The sequence below is a fragment of the Streptomyces sp. NBC_00016 genome, from assembly GCF_045040885.1.
In the GTDB taxonomy this organism is placed as follows: Bacteria; Actinomycetota; Actinomycetes; order Streptomycetales; family Streptomycetaceae; genus Streptomyces; species Streptomyces coriariae.
Genome location: NZ_CP108304.1, coordinates 3622319 through 3639923 on the forward strand (window position 1 = coordinate 3622319; position 17605 = coordinate 3639923).

The 17605-nt window shown below is 72.6% G+C and carries 12 protein-coding genes; 2 read left to right on the forward strand and 10 right to left on the reverse strand.

Features of this window, described 5'->3' with window-relative positions:
• Positions 1–28: 28 nt before the first annotated feature.
• The 5 genes from OG933_RS15870 to OG933_RS15890 all read right to left on the reverse strand — a co-directional run bounded on the left by OG933_RS15870 (position 29) and on the right by OG933_RS15890 (position 3962).
• Positions 29–241 carry a hypothetical protein gene (locus tag OG933_RS15870; protein ID WP_082412894.1) on the reverse strand — a complete coding sequence of 71 codons (213 nt, stop codon included), beginning with the start codon at positions 239–241 and terminating at the stop codon, positions 29–31.
• Positions 242–376: 135 nt separating this feature from the next.
• Positions 377–700 (reverse strand): hypothetical protein, encoded by a 324-nt coding sequence (locus tag OG933_RS15875; RefSeq protein WP_020130806.1) that lies wholly within the window; start codon positions 698–700, stop codon positions 377–379.
• Positions 697–1065 carry a WhiB family transcriptional regulator gene (locus OG933_RS15880; RefSeq protein ID WP_005480495.1) on the reverse strand — a complete coding sequence of 123 codons (369 nt, stop codon included), beginning with the start codon at positions 1063–1065 and terminating at the stop codon, positions 697–699. The genes OG933_RS15875 and OG933_RS15880 overlap by 4 nt, the downstream gene beginning before the upstream one ends.
• Before the next feature lie 176 nt (positions 1066–1241).
• The gene (locus OG933_RS15885; RefSeq protein WP_054242736.1) at positions 1242–1559 is read right to left on the reverse strand and encodes a hypothetical protein; all 318 of its coding nucleotides are present in this window, start codon (positions 1557–1559) and stop codon (positions 1242–1244) included.
• A gap of 189 nt (positions 1560–1748) precedes the next feature.
• Positions 1749–3962 carry an ATP-dependent DNA helicase UvrD2 gene (locus OG933_RS15890; RefSeq protein ID WP_405627565.1) on the reverse strand — a complete coding sequence of 738 codons (2214 nt, stop codon included), beginning with the start codon at positions 3960–3962 and terminating at the stop codon, positions 1749–1751.
• Positions 3963–4193: 231 nt separating this feature from the next.
• On the opposite strand from OG933_RS15890, the gene OG933_RS15895 reads away from it, so the two are divergent.
• Positions 4194–4436, forward strand: a complete 243-nt coding sequence (locus OG933_RS15895; protein ID WP_020130808.1) for a mycoredoxin — start codon at positions 4194–4196, stop codon at positions 4434–4436.
• Positions 4437–4513: 77 nt separating this feature from the next.
• On the opposite strand, the gene nudC is transcribed toward OG933_RS15895, so the two are convergent.
• The 5 genes from nudC to OG933_RS15920 form a co-directional block, all read right to left on the reverse strand.
• Positions 4514–5458, reverse strand: a complete 945-nt coding sequence (gene nudC / locus OG933_RS15900; RefSeq protein WP_362530353.1) for an NAD(+) diphosphatase — start codon at positions 5456–5458, stop codon at positions 4514–4516.
• 155 nt (positions 5459–5613) lie between these two features.
• The gene (locus OG933_RS15905; RefSeq protein WP_405627567.1) at positions 5614–7026 is read right to left on the reverse strand and encodes a dipeptidase; all 1413 of its coding nucleotides are present in this window, start codon (positions 7024–7026) and stop codon (positions 5614–5616) included.
• Between the two features lie 10 nt (positions 7027–7036).
• Positions 7037–10606 (reverse strand): UvrD-helicase domain-containing protein, encoded by a 3570-nt coding sequence (locus tag OG933_RS15910; RefSeq protein ID WP_405627568.1) that lies wholly within the window; start codon positions 10604–10606, stop codon positions 7037–7039.
• 104 nt (positions 10607–10710) lie between these two features.
• Positions 10711–14040, reverse strand: a complete 3330-nt coding sequence (locus OG933_RS15915) for an ATP-dependent helicase (RefSeq protein ID WP_405627569.1) — start codon at positions 14038–14040, stop codon at positions 10711–10713.
• A 293-nt stretch (positions 14041–14333) separates the two neighbouring features.
• Complete coding sequence (locus OG933_RS15920) at positions 14334–14720, reverse strand: MGMT family protein (protein ID WP_362530364.1); 387 nt, start codon at positions 14718–14720, stop codon at positions 14334–14336.
• 188 nt (positions 14721–14908) lie between these two features.
• Between OG933_RS15920 and OG933_RS15925 the strand changes: the two genes are divergently transcribed.
• Positions 14909–17596 carry a lysylphosphatidylglycerol synthase domain-containing protein gene (locus OG933_RS15925; protein WP_020130814.1) on the forward strand — a complete coding sequence of 896 codons (2688 nt, stop codon included), beginning with the start codon at positions 14909–14911 and terminating at the stop codon, positions 17594–17596.
• Positions 17597–17605 lie beyond the last annotated feature (9 nt).

Consider the following 17605-nt stretch of genomic DNA (forward strand, 5'->3'; position numbering starts at 1 on the left):
GGACCTCCTGACCGGACTGTGACGCGATTCACCACCACTCCGAGTCCAGTCGGCCTTCGATCGCCCTGAGGTTCTCGCGCGCGCAGGCCTCGCAGAAGTAGCGCCGGACGCCGTTCTCCACGGAGCAGGTCCAGGTGACGGGCGGGGGCTCCTGCGCCCGGGCGCCGCAGCGGGCACACACGAGGGGGCGGGGCTCCGTCGGGGAAGCGCCTCGGTCACCGTCTCCGGGAGGACTCGTCATCTTCGGGACGATAACTCCGGGGCGGTGGATCCTCCGCACAACGCACCGCGGGGGCCGGTCCGTTCGGACGGACCGGCCCCCGCGGGGAGAGCTTCGCCTCCCCTGTCGGGAGGTCACCGCTTCAGGTGGGTGTGGTTACTGCATCACGGCCATGGCGAGCGCACGCCGGGCGCGCAGCGAGGCGCGCTCGGCCCGTCGCTGCATCCGGCGAGCGGTCGCCAGGCGCAGTGCCCGGCGTTCCCGCTCGGCCTCGTGCAGTCGGTCGTGCATATGCGCACGAGCCAGGGCTTCTGGGATGAGTTGCATCTCGCGTGTCCTGTTCTGACGCGAGTCGTACGCGCCGGTGGTGGTGATGTCTTCGATCGCGGAGCCTGCGGGCTCGCTGGGGAACGGCTTCATCGGGGCCTGCTTCTTGGGGTCTTGCGTGAGGGGGCGGTCGATCGTTCCTGCGGTGTTCATGCCGTGACCGGGTTCTTGCGCGGGCGGCCACGCGGCCGCTTCCGGGCGACGACGACACCCTGGACGAACAGCTCGCCACCCCAGACGCCCCAGGGCTCGCGCCGCTCCTTGGCGCCGGCGAGGCAGGCCTCCATCAGCGGGCAGGTGCGGCAGAGGGACTTGGCGTACTCGACGTCGGCCGGCGACTCGGCGAAGAAGACCTCCGGGTCGTAGGAGCGGCAGGGGACGGGTACGCCGAGGTTCTCGATGGCGTCGTCGAGCGCGGTGAGCGCCGTGAGCGGGGTCAAGGTGGAGTCCTCCGTGAGGCCGGGCGGGGGGATCGTTTCGGAAGGCGGTACTGACGGGGCGTGCGCTTCGAGTTGCACGGTCGTCTTTCCTCGTCTGTCGGTCCGGTCCTGTAGGACCGGGTGTCGGCTGGGTACCGGGTTCTTTTCTTGTCCCGAGGCCCCTTCGCTCCGCTGTCCCCGTGTTCGGGACAAACAGAAGGGCCGCGGATCCCGGGTGGGTTCCGCGGCCCTGAAGGCGCCGGCCTGATCGACGATCAGGCTGGATCACTCCAGGGTTCTGGCCCACGGAAGGCCCACATCAGGTGGTGCTGCGTCGTCTGCTTCCGGGCTCCGGCACCGGCTGCCGTAAAGGCATAGGCGTGCGCCTGTGCTCCTACTGCTTCCAGTGCCTCGGTCGGTCGCTCATTGCGCTCGCGGCTGGGAAGAACCGCGGAGGCAACGGAGGAGGACGCCGGCCGGTCGGCACGAATGCCGGACAGACCGGTGCCCAGGATCGAGGCGTCGAGCATGCACACGGAGACGACCGAGGGATCGGTCAGTTTGGCGGTGGAGCTGCGGTTGATGATGATCACTGGAATCGCCTCCTCTCGGCGTCTCGGGGGACCGGGGGTGAATCCGGTCCGGCGGGTATGCAAGTACAGCACGGAATCAGGGCCTTCGAGAAGGCCGCCGTTCCCGTGTCTAAGAACCTATGGGGATTGCCGGGGCATGCGCAAACTATTTTTCCGACGAGTTCGGATCAGTTGCCCGGCCGTCCGCCCTCAGTCCCCCTCGTCGTCCCCTTCGACCTCTTGGCCTGCGCAGATGGCCAGGACATCGGCTCCGTAGCGGTTGAGCTTGCGGACGCCGACCCCCGGGATCCGCGCGAGTTCGCCCTCCTCCTCGGGGACGGTCTCCGCGATCGCCATCAGAGTCTTGTCGGTGAAGACGCAGAACGCGGGCTGTCCCGCCTGCTGTGCCTGGACCGCCCGCCAGTCGCGCAGCCGTTCGTACAGCCCCTCGTCCATGTCGGAGGGGCACTCCTCGCAGCGCATCAGCTTCATCTCGCCGGCGTCGGTCAGGGTGCGCCCGCAGACCCGGCAGCGGGCCGGGGTCCGCTGGGTCCGGCGCCGCTCGACCGGGGCGCCCGCCGCGGCGCCGGTGAAGCCGCGCTCGATGCCTCCGGTGCCCGCGATGCCCCCGCTGCCCCCGCGGCCGGCGGCGGCGCCCGAACCGGGACGCAGGCCGTCGAGGAACCTGCTGGGGCGGCGGCTCGGACGGCCGCCGGGCGAGCGGGAGAGCGCCCAGGAGACATACAGGCGCTCCCGGGCCCGGGTGACTCCCACGTAGAGGAGGCGGCGCTCCTCCTCGATCTGCTCGTCGGTCCTGGCGTAGGTGATCGGCATCATGCCCTCGGCGACACCGACCAGGAAGACGACATCCCACTCCAGGCCCTTGGCCGAGTGCAGGGAGGCCAGGGTGACGCCCTGGACGGTCGGGGCGTGCTGGGCGTTCGCCCGTTCGTCCAGCTCGGCGACCAGGTCGGCGAGGGTGGCGCCGGACTGCGCGGCGGCGAAGTCCTGCGCGAGGCTGACCAGCGCGGCCAGCGACTCCCAGCGTTCTCTGACGGCCCCGGAGCCGGCCGGTGGCTGCGGAGTCCAGCCCTCCCCCGACAGGACGGCACGTACCTGGGAGGGCAGGTCGACGGCGTCCTCGAGGAGGGTGTCGTTGCCACCGAAGCGAGCCGCGCCGCGCAGGGCGACGCCCGCCTTGCGGACCTCGGGGCGGTCGAAGAAGCGCTCCGCGCCGCGCAGCTGGTACGGGATGCCGCGGTCGGCGAGGGCCTGCTCGTAGGTCTCCGACTGCGCGTTGGTGCGGAACAGGACGGCGATCTCCGCGGCCGGCACTCCGGCGTCGAGAAGCTCGCGGATCCGGCGGGCCGCGCCCTCGGCCTCGGCGGGCTCGTCGGGGTACTCGCCGTAGCCGGGCTCGGGTCCCGGGCCACGCTGGGAGACGAGCTCCAGGCGGTGGTCCGCGGCGCGGCCCCGGGCCTGCGAGAGCAGACCGTTGGCGAGGTGGACGACCTGGGGGGTGGAGCGGTAGTCGCGGACCAGCTTGACGACGGTGGCGCCGGGGTGGCGGGTGCGGAAGTCGAGGAGGTGGTCGGGGGTGGCTCCGGTGAAGGAGTAGATCGTCTGGCTGGCGTCCCCGACCACGCACAGGTCGTCCCGCTCGCCGAGCCACAGCTCCAGCAGGCGCTGCTGGAGCGGGCTGACGTCCTGGTACTCGTCGACCACGAAGTGCTGGTACTGGGCGCGGACCTGCTCGGCGATGTCGTGCCGGTCCTGGAGGACGGCGACGGTCAGCAGCAGGACGTCCTCGAAGTCGATGACACCGCGCTGCCGCTTGAGGTCCTCGTAGGCCGCGTAGAGCTGGGCGATCTCGGCGGGGTCGCGGGGGATCTCGCGGCCCGCCTTGGCGGCGGCCAGGGCGTAGTCGGCGGGAACGGTCTGGGTGACCTTGGACCACTCGATCTCCGCGGTGGTGTCCCGCAGCTCACCCCGGTCAAGACGGATGCGGCACGCGGCAGCCGCGTCGGCGACGAGCTGGATCTTGCGGTCGACGAGTCGGGGCAGGGAGCCACCGATCGCTTTCGGCCAGAAGTACTGAAGCTGACGCAGGGCCGCGGAGTGGAAGGTGCGGGCCTGGACGCCCTGGGCGCCGAGCAGGCGCAGCCGGCCCCGCATCTCTCCGGCGGCACGGTTGGTGAAGGTGACGGCCAGCACGCTGGAGGGGTTCAGGATGCCGGCGCGCACCCCGTAGGCGATGCGGTGGGTGATCGCCCGGGTCTTGCCCGTGCCCGCTCCCGCCAGCACGCACACCGGACCGTGCAGGGCGGTGGCCACCTCGCGCTGCTCGGGGTCGAGCCCTTCGAGCACCGCGTCGGCCGAGTCCGGTACCCGCGGGAAGAGGGGGGAGTGCGTTGCTGCTGTCACATGGCCATGCTGCCAGGTCGGCGGAGACGGGCGAGCCGGTTGTCCACAGGTGGGCCCTCGCGGTCGTATTAATGCGGCGAGTGTCACCCTCGGAGGTCCGTACCTCGCCGAGAACGCGTCCCCCGGGACCGGTGTCCGGCGGGAATGGGGGCCGACGGGAATGGTGGCCCTTTCAAGTACGTTCTCCCACTGCGACCACCTGCCCCGACCCGCCGAAGGAGCACAAAAGACATGCTGGGCACTGTGACGATGTACAGCACCACGTGGTGCGGCTACTGCCAGCGGCTGAAGAAGCAGCTCGACCGCGAGGGCATCGGATACACCGAGATCAACATCGAGCAGGACCCGCAGTCCGCGGCGTTCGTGGAGAAGGCCAATGGCGGAAACCAGACGGTTCCGACCGTGCTGTTCCCCGACGGCTCCACGCTGACGAACCCGTCGCTGGCGCAGGTGAAGCAGAAGATCGGCGCGTAACCGCGTTCGGCGCTCAGCCGCACGCGAGAAGGGCGGTCCCCCGAGGTGTCGGGGGACCGCCCTTCTCGCGTGGTGGGTCAGATGAAGCTGCGGGTCGGCAGCGGCTTGCCGTACCAGAGCTCGATCAGCCGGGCCGCGATGGAGATGCCGTAGGGGGGCAGTACCTCGCCGGCCTCGAAGGCGGCGCCGAGTTCGTCGCGGGAGAACCAGCGGGCCTCGTGGATCTCGTCGCCGTCGACGTTGATGTCGGTGGAGGTGGCGCGGGCCATGAAGCCCAGCATGAGGCTGGACGGGAAGGGCCAGGGCTGGCTGGCGATGTACTCGACCTGGCCGACGGTGATGCCGGCCTCCTCGAAGACCTCGCGCCGTACGGACTGCTCGATGGACTCGCCGGGCTCGACGAAGCCGGCGAGGGTCGAGAAGCGGCCCTCGGGCCAGTGGACCTGGCGACCGAGGAGGATGCGGTCCTCCTCGTCCGTGACGGCCATGATCACCGCGGGGTCGGTCCGCGGGTAGTGCTCGGCACCGCAGGCGGGGCAGCGGCGGATGTGGCCGGCCGCGGCGATCACCGTGCGCTCGCCGCAGCGGGAGCAGAAGCGGTGCAGGCGCTGCCAGTTCTCCAGGGCCACCGCGTGGACCATCAGTCCCGTCTCGCGCGGCGACAGCAGCAGGCCGGCCTCGCGCAGACCGGCCGGGCGCGCGGACTGGTCGATACGACCGGGGAGCGCGTCCTTCTGGAGGGCGAAGTAGCAGACGCCGCCCTCGTCGGTCCCCAGGAAGTAGCGGTGCGCCTCGGTGAGGGGCGCCTCGAACGACGGGGTCATGACGAGCTCGGTGTGGCCTTCGGACGTCTCGTCGATGAGGACCTGACCGCCGGAGACGACGAAACAACGTGTCGTGGGGTGGCTCCACGCCGCGGCGAGCCAGGCCTCGTCGAGCCGGTGGTGGGCGGCCCGGTCGACACCGCTCGGCGCGGTGAGCGAGATCGGGCGATCGGCGTTCTGGTCGGTCCAGGTGGTCACGGGTACTTCCAACTCCCCCGGTGGAACGGTTGTTTCGGCGGGTGGTTCAGCGGGACGTACGGCACGGGACGACCGGTTTCGGTGCGGTGTCGCGGTGCGGGGCGGTCTTTCCAGTGTGCCCCGCGCGCGTGTCCCCTCCGGACCGTGCGGGGACGTCAGGGCGCACGGCGCCAGTTCTCGGCCAGGTCGCCCCAGAGGTACGCGGTGGTCTCGACGCCCTTGAGGAGGAGGTCCAGCTCGACCTTCTCGTTCGGCGCGTGCCAGCCGTCCGAGGGGACGGAGATGCCCAGGAAGAGCACGGGGGCGCCGAGCACCTCCTGAAGGTCGGCGGCCGGTCCCGAGCCGCCCTCCCGGGTGAAGCGGACGGGCCCTTCGAAGGCGCGGCCCATGGCGCGGACCACGGACCGGAGCGCCGGGTGGTCCAGCGGGGTCAGACACGGGCGCGTGGCCGGGCTGAACGTGATCTCGTGCCGGATCCCGGCGGGCAGCTGCTCGGCGGCCCAGGCGCGGACGGCCTTCTCCACGTGTGCGGGGTCCTGGCCGGCGACCAGCCGGAACGACAGCTTCACGAAGGCCGAGGACGGGATGATCGTCTTGCTGCCCGGGCCCTGGTAGCCGCCGCCGATGCCGTTGACCTCGGCGGTGGGGCGGGCCCAGACGCGCTCCAGGGTGGTGTGTCCCGCCTCGCCGTGGGTGGCGCGCGACCTGGCGGTGCGCAGCCACCGGTCCTCGTCGAACGGCAGCTCGGCGAAGAGCTCGCGCTCGCGGTCGGTGAGCTCGACGATGCCGTCGTAGAAACCGGGAACGGCCACGCGCGCGTGGTCGTCGTGCAGGGCCGCGACCAGGCGGGCGGCCGCGGTGGCGGGGTTGGGCACGGCACCGCCGAAGGAGCCCGAGTGGATGTCCTGGTCGGGGCCGGACAGCCGGATCTCGCACTCGGCGAGGCCGCGCATGCCGGTGCACACCGTGGGGGTGTCCTCGGACCACATCCCGGTGTCGGAGACGATCACGGCGTCCGCGGCGAGGCGGTCCGCCTGCTCCTCGACCAGGGCGCGGAAGTTCGGGGAGCTGGACTCCTCCTCGCCCTCGATCAGCAGCTTGAGGCCGACGGCCGGGGCCGGGCGGCCGGTGGCGGCGAGATGGGCGCGGACACCGAGGGTGTGGAAGAAGACCTGGCCCTTGTCGTCGGCCGCTCCCCGCGCGTACAGGCGGTTTCCGCGGACGACGGGCTCGAAGGGGTCGGTGTCCCAGCCGTCCTCGCGGGCGGCGGGCTGTACGTCGTGATGGCCGTAGACCAGGACGGTGGGAGCCTGCGGATCGCCGGACGGCCACTCCGCGTAGACGGCCGGAGCGCCCGGCGTCTGCCAGACCTCGACGGTCGGGAAGCCGGTCTCCTTGAGCTTGGCCGCGAGCCAGTCCGCGCTGCGCCGTACGTCGGGGGCGTGGTCGGGCTGTGCCGACACCGACGGGATGCGCAGCCATTCGGCGAGGTCGTCGAGGAAGGCGGCGCGGTGCTGCTCGATGTACGTGCGGACGGCGCTGACGGCACTGTCAACGGTATGGCTCATGGTCACGAGCCTATCGGCCCGCACCGACATCCTCGCCGGGCCCTTGCGCAGGGTTTACTTGCGCGGCCGGTCCGCCGCGCCCGTCCCCGGCACCGTCCTCCCCGGTCAACAGGCGCTCCAGGGCGGCGCGATCGGGCAGACCCTCCGGTCGTACGACGTCGCCGCTGCGTACATAGAGGAACGCCGCTGTGACGGATTCCACGGGCACACCCTGCTGCTCGGCCCACGCGAGCCGGTAGAGAGCGAGCTGGAGGGGGTCGGCGGTGCGGGCCCGGTGGGTCTTCCAGTCGACGATGTCGTAGGTGGCCGTGTCGCCGTCGCCCTCCTTGTAGACCGCGTCGATACGGCCCCGTACGACGCGGCCGGCGAGGGCGAGCTGGAAGGGGGCCTCGACGCGGTACGGCGTGCGGTGGGCGTACTCGGTGCTCTCGAAGGCTTCCTTGAGGGCTTCCAGGTCGCGCTCGTCGGCGATCTCGGCGTCGTCGCCGGGCAGCTCGTGCGGTTCCAGCAGGGGAAGCGTCAGCTCCTCGAAGCGGGCCTCCACCCATGCGTGGAACCTGGTACCCCGGCGCGCGGCCGGTTGCGGAGGGCGCGGCATGGGGCGCGCGAGTTCCTGCGCGAGACCGTCCGGGTCGGCGGCCAGCCGCAGGACCTGCGAGGCGGTCAGCGTCGTGGGAAGAGTCACGTCCGTGACGCTGCGGCGGGCGCGGAGCAGCTCGCCGGCGAGCGCGTCGAGGTCACGGTCCCAGGAGGCGACGGCGCGGGCTTCCTCAGGAGTGAGGGAGGGCCTGCGCGGGCGGGTCACGGGAAGCTCGGGGGCCGTCGCCTGGTGCGGCACGGCTAGGGGGGTGTTCTCGAAGGGCGCGTCCTCGAACGGGTCGGACTCGTCGTACGACGGCTCCCCGTACTCGGGGTCGTCGTACCCAGGCCCGTCGTACTCGGGTCCGTACTCGGGTCCGTCGTACTCGGGCTCGTAGGAGAGCTCGTCCTCGTCCGGTGGCGGGGGCCAGTCCGGGTCGTCGTAGGTGTCCGGGTCGTGGTTGGCACCGGGGTTGCCGTCCTGGTGCGAGGCGAGGTCCTCCAGGTGGGCGAGGACGGTCTCGGCGGCGGCGCGACGGCGGGCCAGGGAGTCGTCGTCCAAGGGGAGCGGCCAGACCTGGTCGGCCGTCGGCCGGTGCAGGACGGGGTTCTCCGTGTCCTCCTCGGGTTCGTCCGCCCAGGCCTCGATCTCGCCGTGCCCGGCCGCGCAGTGTCGGTACAGCTCCTGCAGGAAGTCGGACGGGCCGCGGGGCTTCTTCTGGGTGGGGCCCCACCAGTGGCCGGACCCTAGGAGCAGGGAGCGGGGGCGGGTGAAGGTGACGTACCCGAGGCGGAGTTCCTCGGTGTGCTGGTGGTCCTTCATGGCCTCGTGGAAGGCCTTCATGCCCCGCGCGTCCCAGGAGTCGAGGTCGGGGAGGGTGGCGGCGTCGCCGCGCAGTTCGTGCGGCAGAACCTTGGCCTGGGCGGTCCACTTCTCGCGGCCCTGGCCGCTGGGGAAGGTCCCGGTGACCAGGCCGGGGACGGCGACGACGTCCCACTCCAGGCCCTTGGACTTGTGCGCGGTGAGCACCTTGACGGTGTTCTCGCCGCCGGGGAGGGCGTTGTCGAGGCCCTTCTCGTACTGGGCGGCGGTGCGCAGAAAGCCGAGGAAGGCCAGCAGGCTCGCCTGACTCTCGCTCGCGGCGAAGGAGGCGGCGACGTCGAGGAAGTTGGACAGGGTCTCGCGGCGCCGGGCGGCCAGGGCCTGCGGGGACGCCGACAGTTCGACCTCGAGGCCGGTGACGGCGAGGACGCGGTGCAGCACGTCCATCAGGGGGTCGGCCAGGGACCGGCGCAGGTCGCGCAGTTCGGTGGCGAGTCGCGCGAACCGCACGCGCGCGTCCGGTGAGAAGGGCAGCCCGTCGTCGTATCCGGCACCGCCGTCGCCGTACAGGGGCGTCTCCAGGAAGGTGTCGAGGGCGTCCGCGAGCGATATCACCTCGGACGGGTCCACCCCCTCGACGGCCTCGGCGAGCCGGCGGTCCGGGTCGTCGTCGCCGCCCCCGCGCGCGTGGGTGACGAGCAGCCGTGCCCTTCGGCCCAGGAGCGCGAGGTCGCGGGGGCCGATGCGCCAGCGCGGGCCGGTGAGCAGGCGGACCAGGGAGGCGTTGGCGCCGGGGTCCTGCAGGACCTCGCAGACGGCGACCAGGTCGGCGACCTCGGGCAGGTGCAGGAGACCGGAGAGACCCACCACCTCGACGGGGATGTCCCGGGCGACCAGCGCGCCCTGGATCTCCGCGAAGTCGGTGGCCGTACGGCACAGGACGGCGATCTCCCCGGGTGCCTTGCCGGTGCGCACGAGGTGGGCGATGGAGTCGGCGATCCAGTCCATCTCCTCGGCGTGCGTGTTCAGAAGGGCGCAGCGCACCACTCCGTCGCGTTCGGCACCCGGGGCCGGGCGCAGGGCCTCCACGCCCGCGTGCATGGCGCGCAGCGGCTCGGCGAGGCCGTTGGCGAGGTCCAGGAGGCGGCCGCCGCTGCGGCGGTTCTCGCTGAGCGACTGGCGTCGCGCCCTGCTTCCGTCGGTGTGCGCGAAGTGCTCGGGGAAGTCGTCGAGGTTCGCCACGGAGGCGCCACGCCAGCCGTAGATGGCCTGGCAGGGGTCGCCGACGGCGGTCACGGGGTGTCCGGTGCCGCCGCCGAACAGGCCGGCCAGCAGGATGCGCTGGGCCACTGAGGTGTCCTGGTACTCGTCGAGGAGGACCACACGGAACTCCTCGCGCAGGATCGGGCCCACCTCGGGAACCTGGGCGAGCCGGGCCGCCAGGGCGATCTGGTCACCGAAGTCGAGCAGGTCGCGCTCCCGCTTGGCGGTCCGGTAGCGCAGCACCAGCTCGGCAAGTTCGCGGCGGGCGGCGGCCGTCTCGGGCACCTTGCGCAGGTCGGCGTTGGTGAGCCTGGCGCCCTCCAGGCCGTTCAGCAGTGCGGCGTCCCACGCGCGCAGGTCCTCGGGCCGGACGAGGTGTTCGGCGAGTTCGGCGTCGAGCGCGAGGAGGTCGCTGATCAGGTCGGCGAAGGAGCGGGTGAGCGACGGGTAGGGGCCGGGGGCCTCGCGCAGCACACGGGCGGCGAGCTGGTAGCGGGTGGCGTCGGCGAGCAGGCGGGACGTCGGCTCCAGGCCGATGCGCAGACCGTGGTCGGTCAGCAGGCGGCCCGCGAAGGAGTGGTAGGTGGAGATCACCGGCTCGCCCGGCGGGTTGTCCGGGTCGATGAGGTCGGGGTCGGTGACGCCCGCCTTGACCAGTGCCTTGCGGACGCGCTCGGCGAGTTCTCCGGCGGCCTTGTTGGTGAAGGTCAGGCCGAGGACCTGCTCGGGGGCGACCTGGCCGGTGCCGACCAACCACACCACGCGCGCGGCCATCACCGTCGTCTTGCCCGACCCGGCTCCGGCCACGATCACCTGCGGGGCGGGCGGCGCGGTGATGCAGGCCGTCTGCTCCGGGGTGAAGGGGATCCCGAGGAGCTCCTTGAGCTGCTCGGGATCGCTGATACGGGCGGGCATGGGGAGAGGCTAGCGGCGGGCACTGACAGTCGATGACAAATCGCCCGCAGAGAAGGAGAGAAGCGCAGGTCAACACCAGTGGTGCGGTCCGTCACACGGGTCCGTCACTCGACCACGTGCCGTCCCTCGGGCCGCGCGCTGCACGAGGCGCGGAACGCGCAGTGGGTGCACTGCTGGCCCGCGGTCGGTGTGAAGCGCTCGTCGAGGACCTTGCCGGCCGCCGTGGCGAGCAGGTCACCGACCCACTCCCCCGCCGCGCCCTCGATGGCTTCCTGCGCCTGCACCTTCGGCAGGCTGTCGCCACCGTCCCGCTTGGCGGCGCTCTGCCGCAGCTGGACGAGTTCGGCACCGCCCGGAGCGGGCCGTACGCCGTCGAAGGCCTCGTCGACGGCGCCCTCGCGGACGGCGAGCTGGTACACGGCGAGCTGGGGGTGGCGCTCCACCTCGCGGGCGGTCGGCGCGTGTTTGCCGGTCTTGAAGTCGACGACGTAGGCACGGCCTTCGGCGTCGGCCTCGACGCGGTCCATCTGGCCGCGGATGCGTACCTCGTACTCGCCCGCTTCGAGGGTGACGTCGAAGTCGTGCTCGCTGGCGACCGGTGTGCGGCCGGTGCGGTCCATCACATGCCACTTCAGGAAGCGTTCGAGCGCCACACGCGCGTGTGCCTTCTCCTGTGCGGACTTCCACGGGGCGTCGAAGGCGAGGGCGTTCCACACGGAGTCGAGGCGCTCCATGAGGACGTCGAGGTCGGCCGGGGTGTGTCCGGAGGCGACCTCGTCGGCGAGTACGTGCACCACGTTGCCGAACCCCTGGGCGACGGTGGCGGGGGCGTCCGCCTTCACCTCACGGCCGAGGAACCACTGGAGGGCGCAGGTGTTGGCGAGCTGGTCGAGGGCGCTGCCGGAGAGCACGACGGGCTGGTCGCGGTCGCGCAGCGGCACCTTGCTCTCGGTCGGCTCGAACATGCCCCACCAGCGGTACGGGTGGGCGGACGGCACCAGGGGCCTGCCGTCCTCGTCGGCGAGCGCGGCCAGCCGGGCCAGCCGGCGGGCGGCGGCCTCCCGGAGGGTGGCGGAGGCCCGTGGGTCGACCGTCGTGGCGCGCAGTTCGGCGACCAGCGCGGCGACCGCCAGAGGACGGCGCGGGCGGCCGGTGACGTCCTTGGGCTCGACGCCGAGTTCGGTCAGGAAGCGGGAGGGCTGGTCGCCGTCGTCGGCGGGCGCCTTCACGGCGGTGACGACGAGCCGCTCCCGCGCGCGCGTGGCGGCGACGTAGAACAGGCGGCGCTCCTCGGCGAGCAGCGCGCCCGGGGTGAGCGGCTCGGCGAGTCCGTCGCGCCCGATGCGGTCCGCCTCCAGGAGGGAGCCCCGGCGGCGCAGGTCCGGCCACAGGCCTTCCTGGACGCCTGCCACGACGACCAGGCTCCACTCCAGGCCCTTGGCACGGTGGGCGGTCATCAGACGTACGGCGTCGGGGCGCACGGCACGCCGGGTGAGGGTGTCGGCGGCGATGTCCTCGGCCTCGATCTCGGCCAGGAAGTTCAGGGCGCCCCGGCCGCCGGTGCGCTCCTCCGCGCGCGCGGCGGTGGCAAACAGTGCGCACACGGCGTCCAGGTCCCGGTCGGCGTTGCGCCCGGCCGCGCCGCCGCGCCGGGCGGCTCGCTCCAGGCGCGTGGGCCAGGGCGTGCCGTCCCACAGGGCCCACAGGGCCTCCTCGGCCGTACCGCCGCGCGCGAGGCCCTGCCGGGCCGCCGCCAGCAGCGCGCCGAGGCGCTGGGCACCGCGCGCGTACGTGGGGTCGTGCGCGACCAGCCGTTCCGGCTCGGCCAGGGCGCGCGCGAGCAGTTCATCGGAGGGCGGCGGCAGCGCGTTGCCCGCGGCGCGCTCCTCCTCGCGCAGGGCCCGGCCGAGGCGGCGCAGATCGGCGGCGTCCATGCCGGCGAGCGGGGAGGCGAGGAGGGTGAGGGCGGTCTCGGTGTCCAGCCAGCAGGCGTCCGTGCCGGCCGCGAGGGCCTCGTCCCCCGCCGGTGCCGGCGCGGAGGCCTCCGCCGTCGCCACCGCCCGCAGGGCCGTCAGCAGGGGTGCCACGGCGGGTTCGTGGCGCAGGGGGAGATCGTCGCCGTCGATGTCCAGGGGGACGCCGGCGGCGGTGAGGGCGCGGCGGACCGTCGGGATGGTGCGGGAGCCGGCGCGTACCAGGACGGCCATCTCGCGCCAGGGCACGCCGTCCTCCAGGTGCGCGCGGCGCAGGATGTCGGCGACGTTGTCCAGCTCGGTGCCGGGGGTCGGGTACGTGTAGACCTCGACGTGGCCGCCGTCGCGGGCGGCGGTCAGCTCGCGGTGGGCGCGGACCTTCTCGGCCGGGAGGCGGGTCAGGGGCATCCGCTGGGTGAGCAGCCGGGTGGCGGCCAGGAGACCGGCACCGGAGCGGCGGGAGGTGCGCAGGACCTCGACGGGGGCCGGACGGCCGTCGGGGCGGGGGAAGGCGTCGGGGAAGTCCAGGATGCCGTTCACGTCGGCGCCCCGGAAGGTGTAGATCGACTGGTCGGGGTCGCCGAAGGCGACCAGGCTGCGGCCGCCGCCTGCGAGGGCGTGCAGCAGCCGGACCTGGGCCGGGTCGGTGTCCTGGTACTCGTCGACGAACACGGCGTCGTACCGCGCGGCGAGCCGCTCGGCCACCTCGGGGCGGTGGGCGAGCAGGACCGCGCGGTGGACGAGTTCCGCGTAGTCGATCACGCCGTGCAGATCGAGCACGTCGAGGTACTCGGCGAGGAAGGCGGCGGCGGCGCGCCAGTCGGGGCGGCCGATACGGTGCGCGAAGGCGTCCAGGGCCGCGGGGTCGAGGCCCAGTTCGCGGCTGCGGGCGAGGACCGCGCGGACCTCGTCGGCGAAGCCGCGCGTGGTGAGGCAGGCACGCAGCTCGTCCGGCCAGCGCACATGTGCGAGACCGAGCCGTTGCAGGTCGAGCTGGCCCTCGAGCAGCTCGCGGACGGCCACGTCCTGCTCGGGTCCCGACAGCAGCCGCAGGGGTTCCACGAACAGGTCGGCGTCCTGGTGGGCGCGGATCAGGGCGTAGCAGTACGAGTGGAAGGTGGTCGCCTGGGGCGCGCGGGCGGCGCCCATGCGATGCGCCATCCGGTCCCGCAACTCCACGGCGGCCTTGCGGCTGAACGTGAGCACCAGGATGCGCTCGGGGTCGCCCCCGCGGGCGACCCGGGCCGCCACGGACTCGACGAGGGTGGTGGTCTTCCCGGTGCCCGGACCTGCGAGGACGAGCAGCGGGCCGGCGCCGTGGTCAACCACGGAGCGCTGTGCGGCGTCCAGACGAGGGGGGCCCACCCGGGTCGGCGGGGTGCGCACCAGCCGGTAAGCGCCACGGTCCCCCTGTCGCCCCTGGGGGTGCGACAGGCGCCTGGTGGAGGAAGAGGAGCTCACGTGGTTCGCCGGTCCTGGTGGGTGTACTGGTTGACGGAGCACCGATCGGGGCGAGCGGTGATCACGGGATGAGGGGGACGCGTGCAGCCGACGCTACGCCGACGAGCGGGCCGGACGGACGGCTTCCGATTCTTCTCTCGAGGCCCTCGCGGCCCTCACGCTCCTCCCGGCCCGGATGCCACGCACGTCCTTCGCCCCTCGAACGTACGCCATGCCGCGGACGTGCCCCCTTTGCACTGTTTCCCCCGTACGGGCCACAAGCTCCCCTCGGCGCCGCCCGATGGCGGAAGCTGTCAGGTGTGACCTTCCGCGCGCTCGCCGCCGTCCCACCGCGCCCGCTTCATGTCGAGGCGCGGCAGGTGCCCCTGTGCGGCCCTGCTCGCCTGCTTCAGAGGAGTGCCCTCGGCGCGGTAGCGGGCCAGTGCCCGCAGCTCGTGGCCCGGGAGCAGCATCCCGTCCGCGCGGACCACTCGCCACCACGGGACGGCGCCGCCGTAGAGGGCCATCACCCGGCCCACCTGTCTCGGCCCGCCCTCCTCCAGCCACTCCGCGACGTCCCCGTACGTCATGACCCGCCCGGGCGGGATCAGCTCCGCGACCTCGAGGACCCGCTCGGCGTACTCCGGCAGTGCGTCCGTGTACTCCGGGCGGGCGTCGTCCGGAAGGCTCTGCTCGCTCATCCGCCCCATCCTGCCCCACGGCACCGACAATGCGACGGGCCCGCGACCCTGTGTGACCCTCGCCCCCGGGCGGCGCTTCAGGCAGACTGTGCGCCCCCGCGTTTGCACCCTGATGCCCCCGTGTGTCGGTGGGGCATGCCACCATCGTGCGGGCGGTGACACCGGTGATACGAGATCAAGAAGAGACGATGAAGCAGCAGGGCGTGCATCCTGAGGGCGCGGAAAGCACCTCTGACGCTGCCCCGCGCCCGGACACCACCGACGAGGCACGGGAAGAGGTGCACATCGACGAGGTCGAGGGCGACGAACCGCTGCTCCCCGCGCGCGTGCACCGGCCGTCCGACCTGATGCGGCTGCTCGTGGGCGTGCTCGCCGTGGCCCTGCTCCTGGGCATCGCCGCGTTCGCACACGGGACGACCTCGGGTCTCGAACAGGACATCAACAAGGGCACCGGACAGGCCCCCGATCTCCTCATCAAGATCGCGGGACTGGCGTCCAGCATCGCGATCCTGCTGGTGCCGGTCGCGTTCGCGATCGAGCGGCTGATCAAACGCGACGGGCTGCGCATCGCCGACGGCGTCCTCGCCGCGGTCCTCGCGCACGGTGTGACCCTCGCCACCGACCTGTGGGTCGCCAAGGCCGCCCCCGGCTCGATCCAGGAGGCGCTCACCCAGCCCTCCCCCGGTGACATCCACGCCCTCACCGACCCCGTGCACGGCTACCTCGCGCCCGTCATCGCCTATATGACGGCCGTCGGCATGTCCCGTCGGCCGCGCTGGCGCTCGGTGCTGTGGATCGTGCTGCTCCTCGACGCCTTCTCGATGCTCGTCACCGGCTACACGACACCGTTCTCGATCATCCTCACGGTGCTGATCGGCTGGACGGTGGCGTACGGGACGCTGTACGCGGTCGGCTCCCCGAACGTGCGTCCCACGGGACGGACGCTGATGGCGGGCCTGCGGCACGTCGGCTTCCGCCCCGTGAGCGCCGCCCGCGAGGAGGGGCCGGAGGCGGCGGAGAGCGACCGGGGCAGACGGTACTTCGTCACCCTGGAGGACGGTCCACCGCTCGACGTCACGGTCGTCGACCGGGAACAGCAGGCCCAGGGGTTCTTCTACCGGGCGTGGCGCAATCTGACCCTGCGCGGCTTCGCCACCCGCAGCAGCCTCCAGTCGCTGCGCCAGGCGCTCGAGCAGGAGGCGCTGCTCGCGTACGCGGCCATCGCGGCAGGCGCCAACGCGCCGAAGCTGATCGCGACCTCCGAGCTCGGTCCCGACGCGGTCATGCTCGTCTACGAGCACACAGGCGGCCGCACCCTCGACTCGCTGGCGGACGACGAGATCACCGACGACCTGCTGCGCAACACCTGGCACCAGGTGCAGGCACTCCAGTCGCGGCGCATCGCACACCGCCGGCTCGCGGGTGACGCGATTCTGGTGGATCGTTCCGGCGCGGTGATCCTCACCGATCTGCGCGGCGGCGAGATCGCGGCCGGCGACCTGCTGCTGCGCATGGACGTCGCCCAGCTGGTGACGACGCTCGGCCTGCTGGTGGGCGCCGAACGGGCGGTGGCCTCCGCGGTGGGCGTGCTCGGACCGGACGCGGTCGCGGACTGTCTGCCGATGCTCCAGCCCATCGCCCTGACCCGCTCCACGCGCGCGACGCTGCGCCGGCTGGCACGCGAGCGTGCGCAGCGGGAACGCGAGGCGGTCCTGGAGGCCTCGCAGCAGGCCAAGCAGGCCCGTCTGGAGGCGGCAGGGCACGACACCGCGCCCGTCGTCCTCGAAAAGCCGGACAAGAAGGCCGTCCGCGCGGAGGCACGGGCCGAGAAGCGGGCCATCGACGACGCGCTGGAAGAGGCCCGCGAGGAGGATCTGCTGACGCAGATCCGGCACGAGGTACTGCTGATCCGGCCGCAGGCCCCGGTCGAGCCGGCCCGGCTGGAGCGGGTGCGGCCGCGCACCCTGATGAGTTTCATCGCCGGTGCCATCGGCGCCTACTTCCTGCTGACGCAGCTCACCCACATCGAGTTCGGTCCGCTCATCGCCAACGCCGAGTGGGGCTGGGTGGCCGCGGCCGTGCTGTTCTCCGCGGTGAGCTACGTCGCCGCGGCGATGGCTCTGCTGGGGTTCGTGCCGGAGCGGGTGCCGTTCCCGCGGACCGTGGCCGCGCAGGTCGCCGGGTCGTTCGTGAAGATCGTGGCCCCGGCCGCGGTCGGCGGGGTCGCCCTCAACACCCGCTTCCTCCAGCGCGCGGGGGTGCGCCCGGGGCTCGCGGTGGCCAGCGTCGGCGCCTCGCAGCTGTTCGGGCTCGGCTGCCACATCCTGATGCTGCTGTCGTTCGGCTATCTGACCGGTACCGAGAAGACGCCGTCGCTGTCGCCGTCCCGCACCGTCATCGCGGGTCTGCTCACGGTGGCGGTGCTCGTGCTCGTGGTGACCTCGGTGCCGTTCCTGCGCAAGTTCGTCGTCACGCGCGTGCGGTCCCTGTTCGCCGGTGTCGTGCCGCGCATGCTGGACGTGCTTCAGCGGCCGCAGAAGCTGGTCACCGGCATCGGCGGCATGCTCCTGCTCACCGCCTGCTTCGTGATGTGCCTGGACGCGTCGATCCGCGCGTTCGGCGACGAGTCGACCTCGCTCAGCATCGCCAGCGTCGCCGTCGTCTTCCTGGCCGGCAACGCGCTCGGCTCCGCGGCCCCGACACCGGGCGGAGTCGGCGCCGTCGAGGCGACCCTGACGGTCGGTCTGATCGCCGTGGGCCTGCCCAAGGAGGTCGCCGCTCCCGCGGTGCTGCTCTTCCGTCTGCTGACGCTGTGGCTGCCGGTGCTGCCGGGCTGGCTGGCCTTCAACCACCTGACCCGCAAGGGCGCCCTGTAGGAGGCGCGG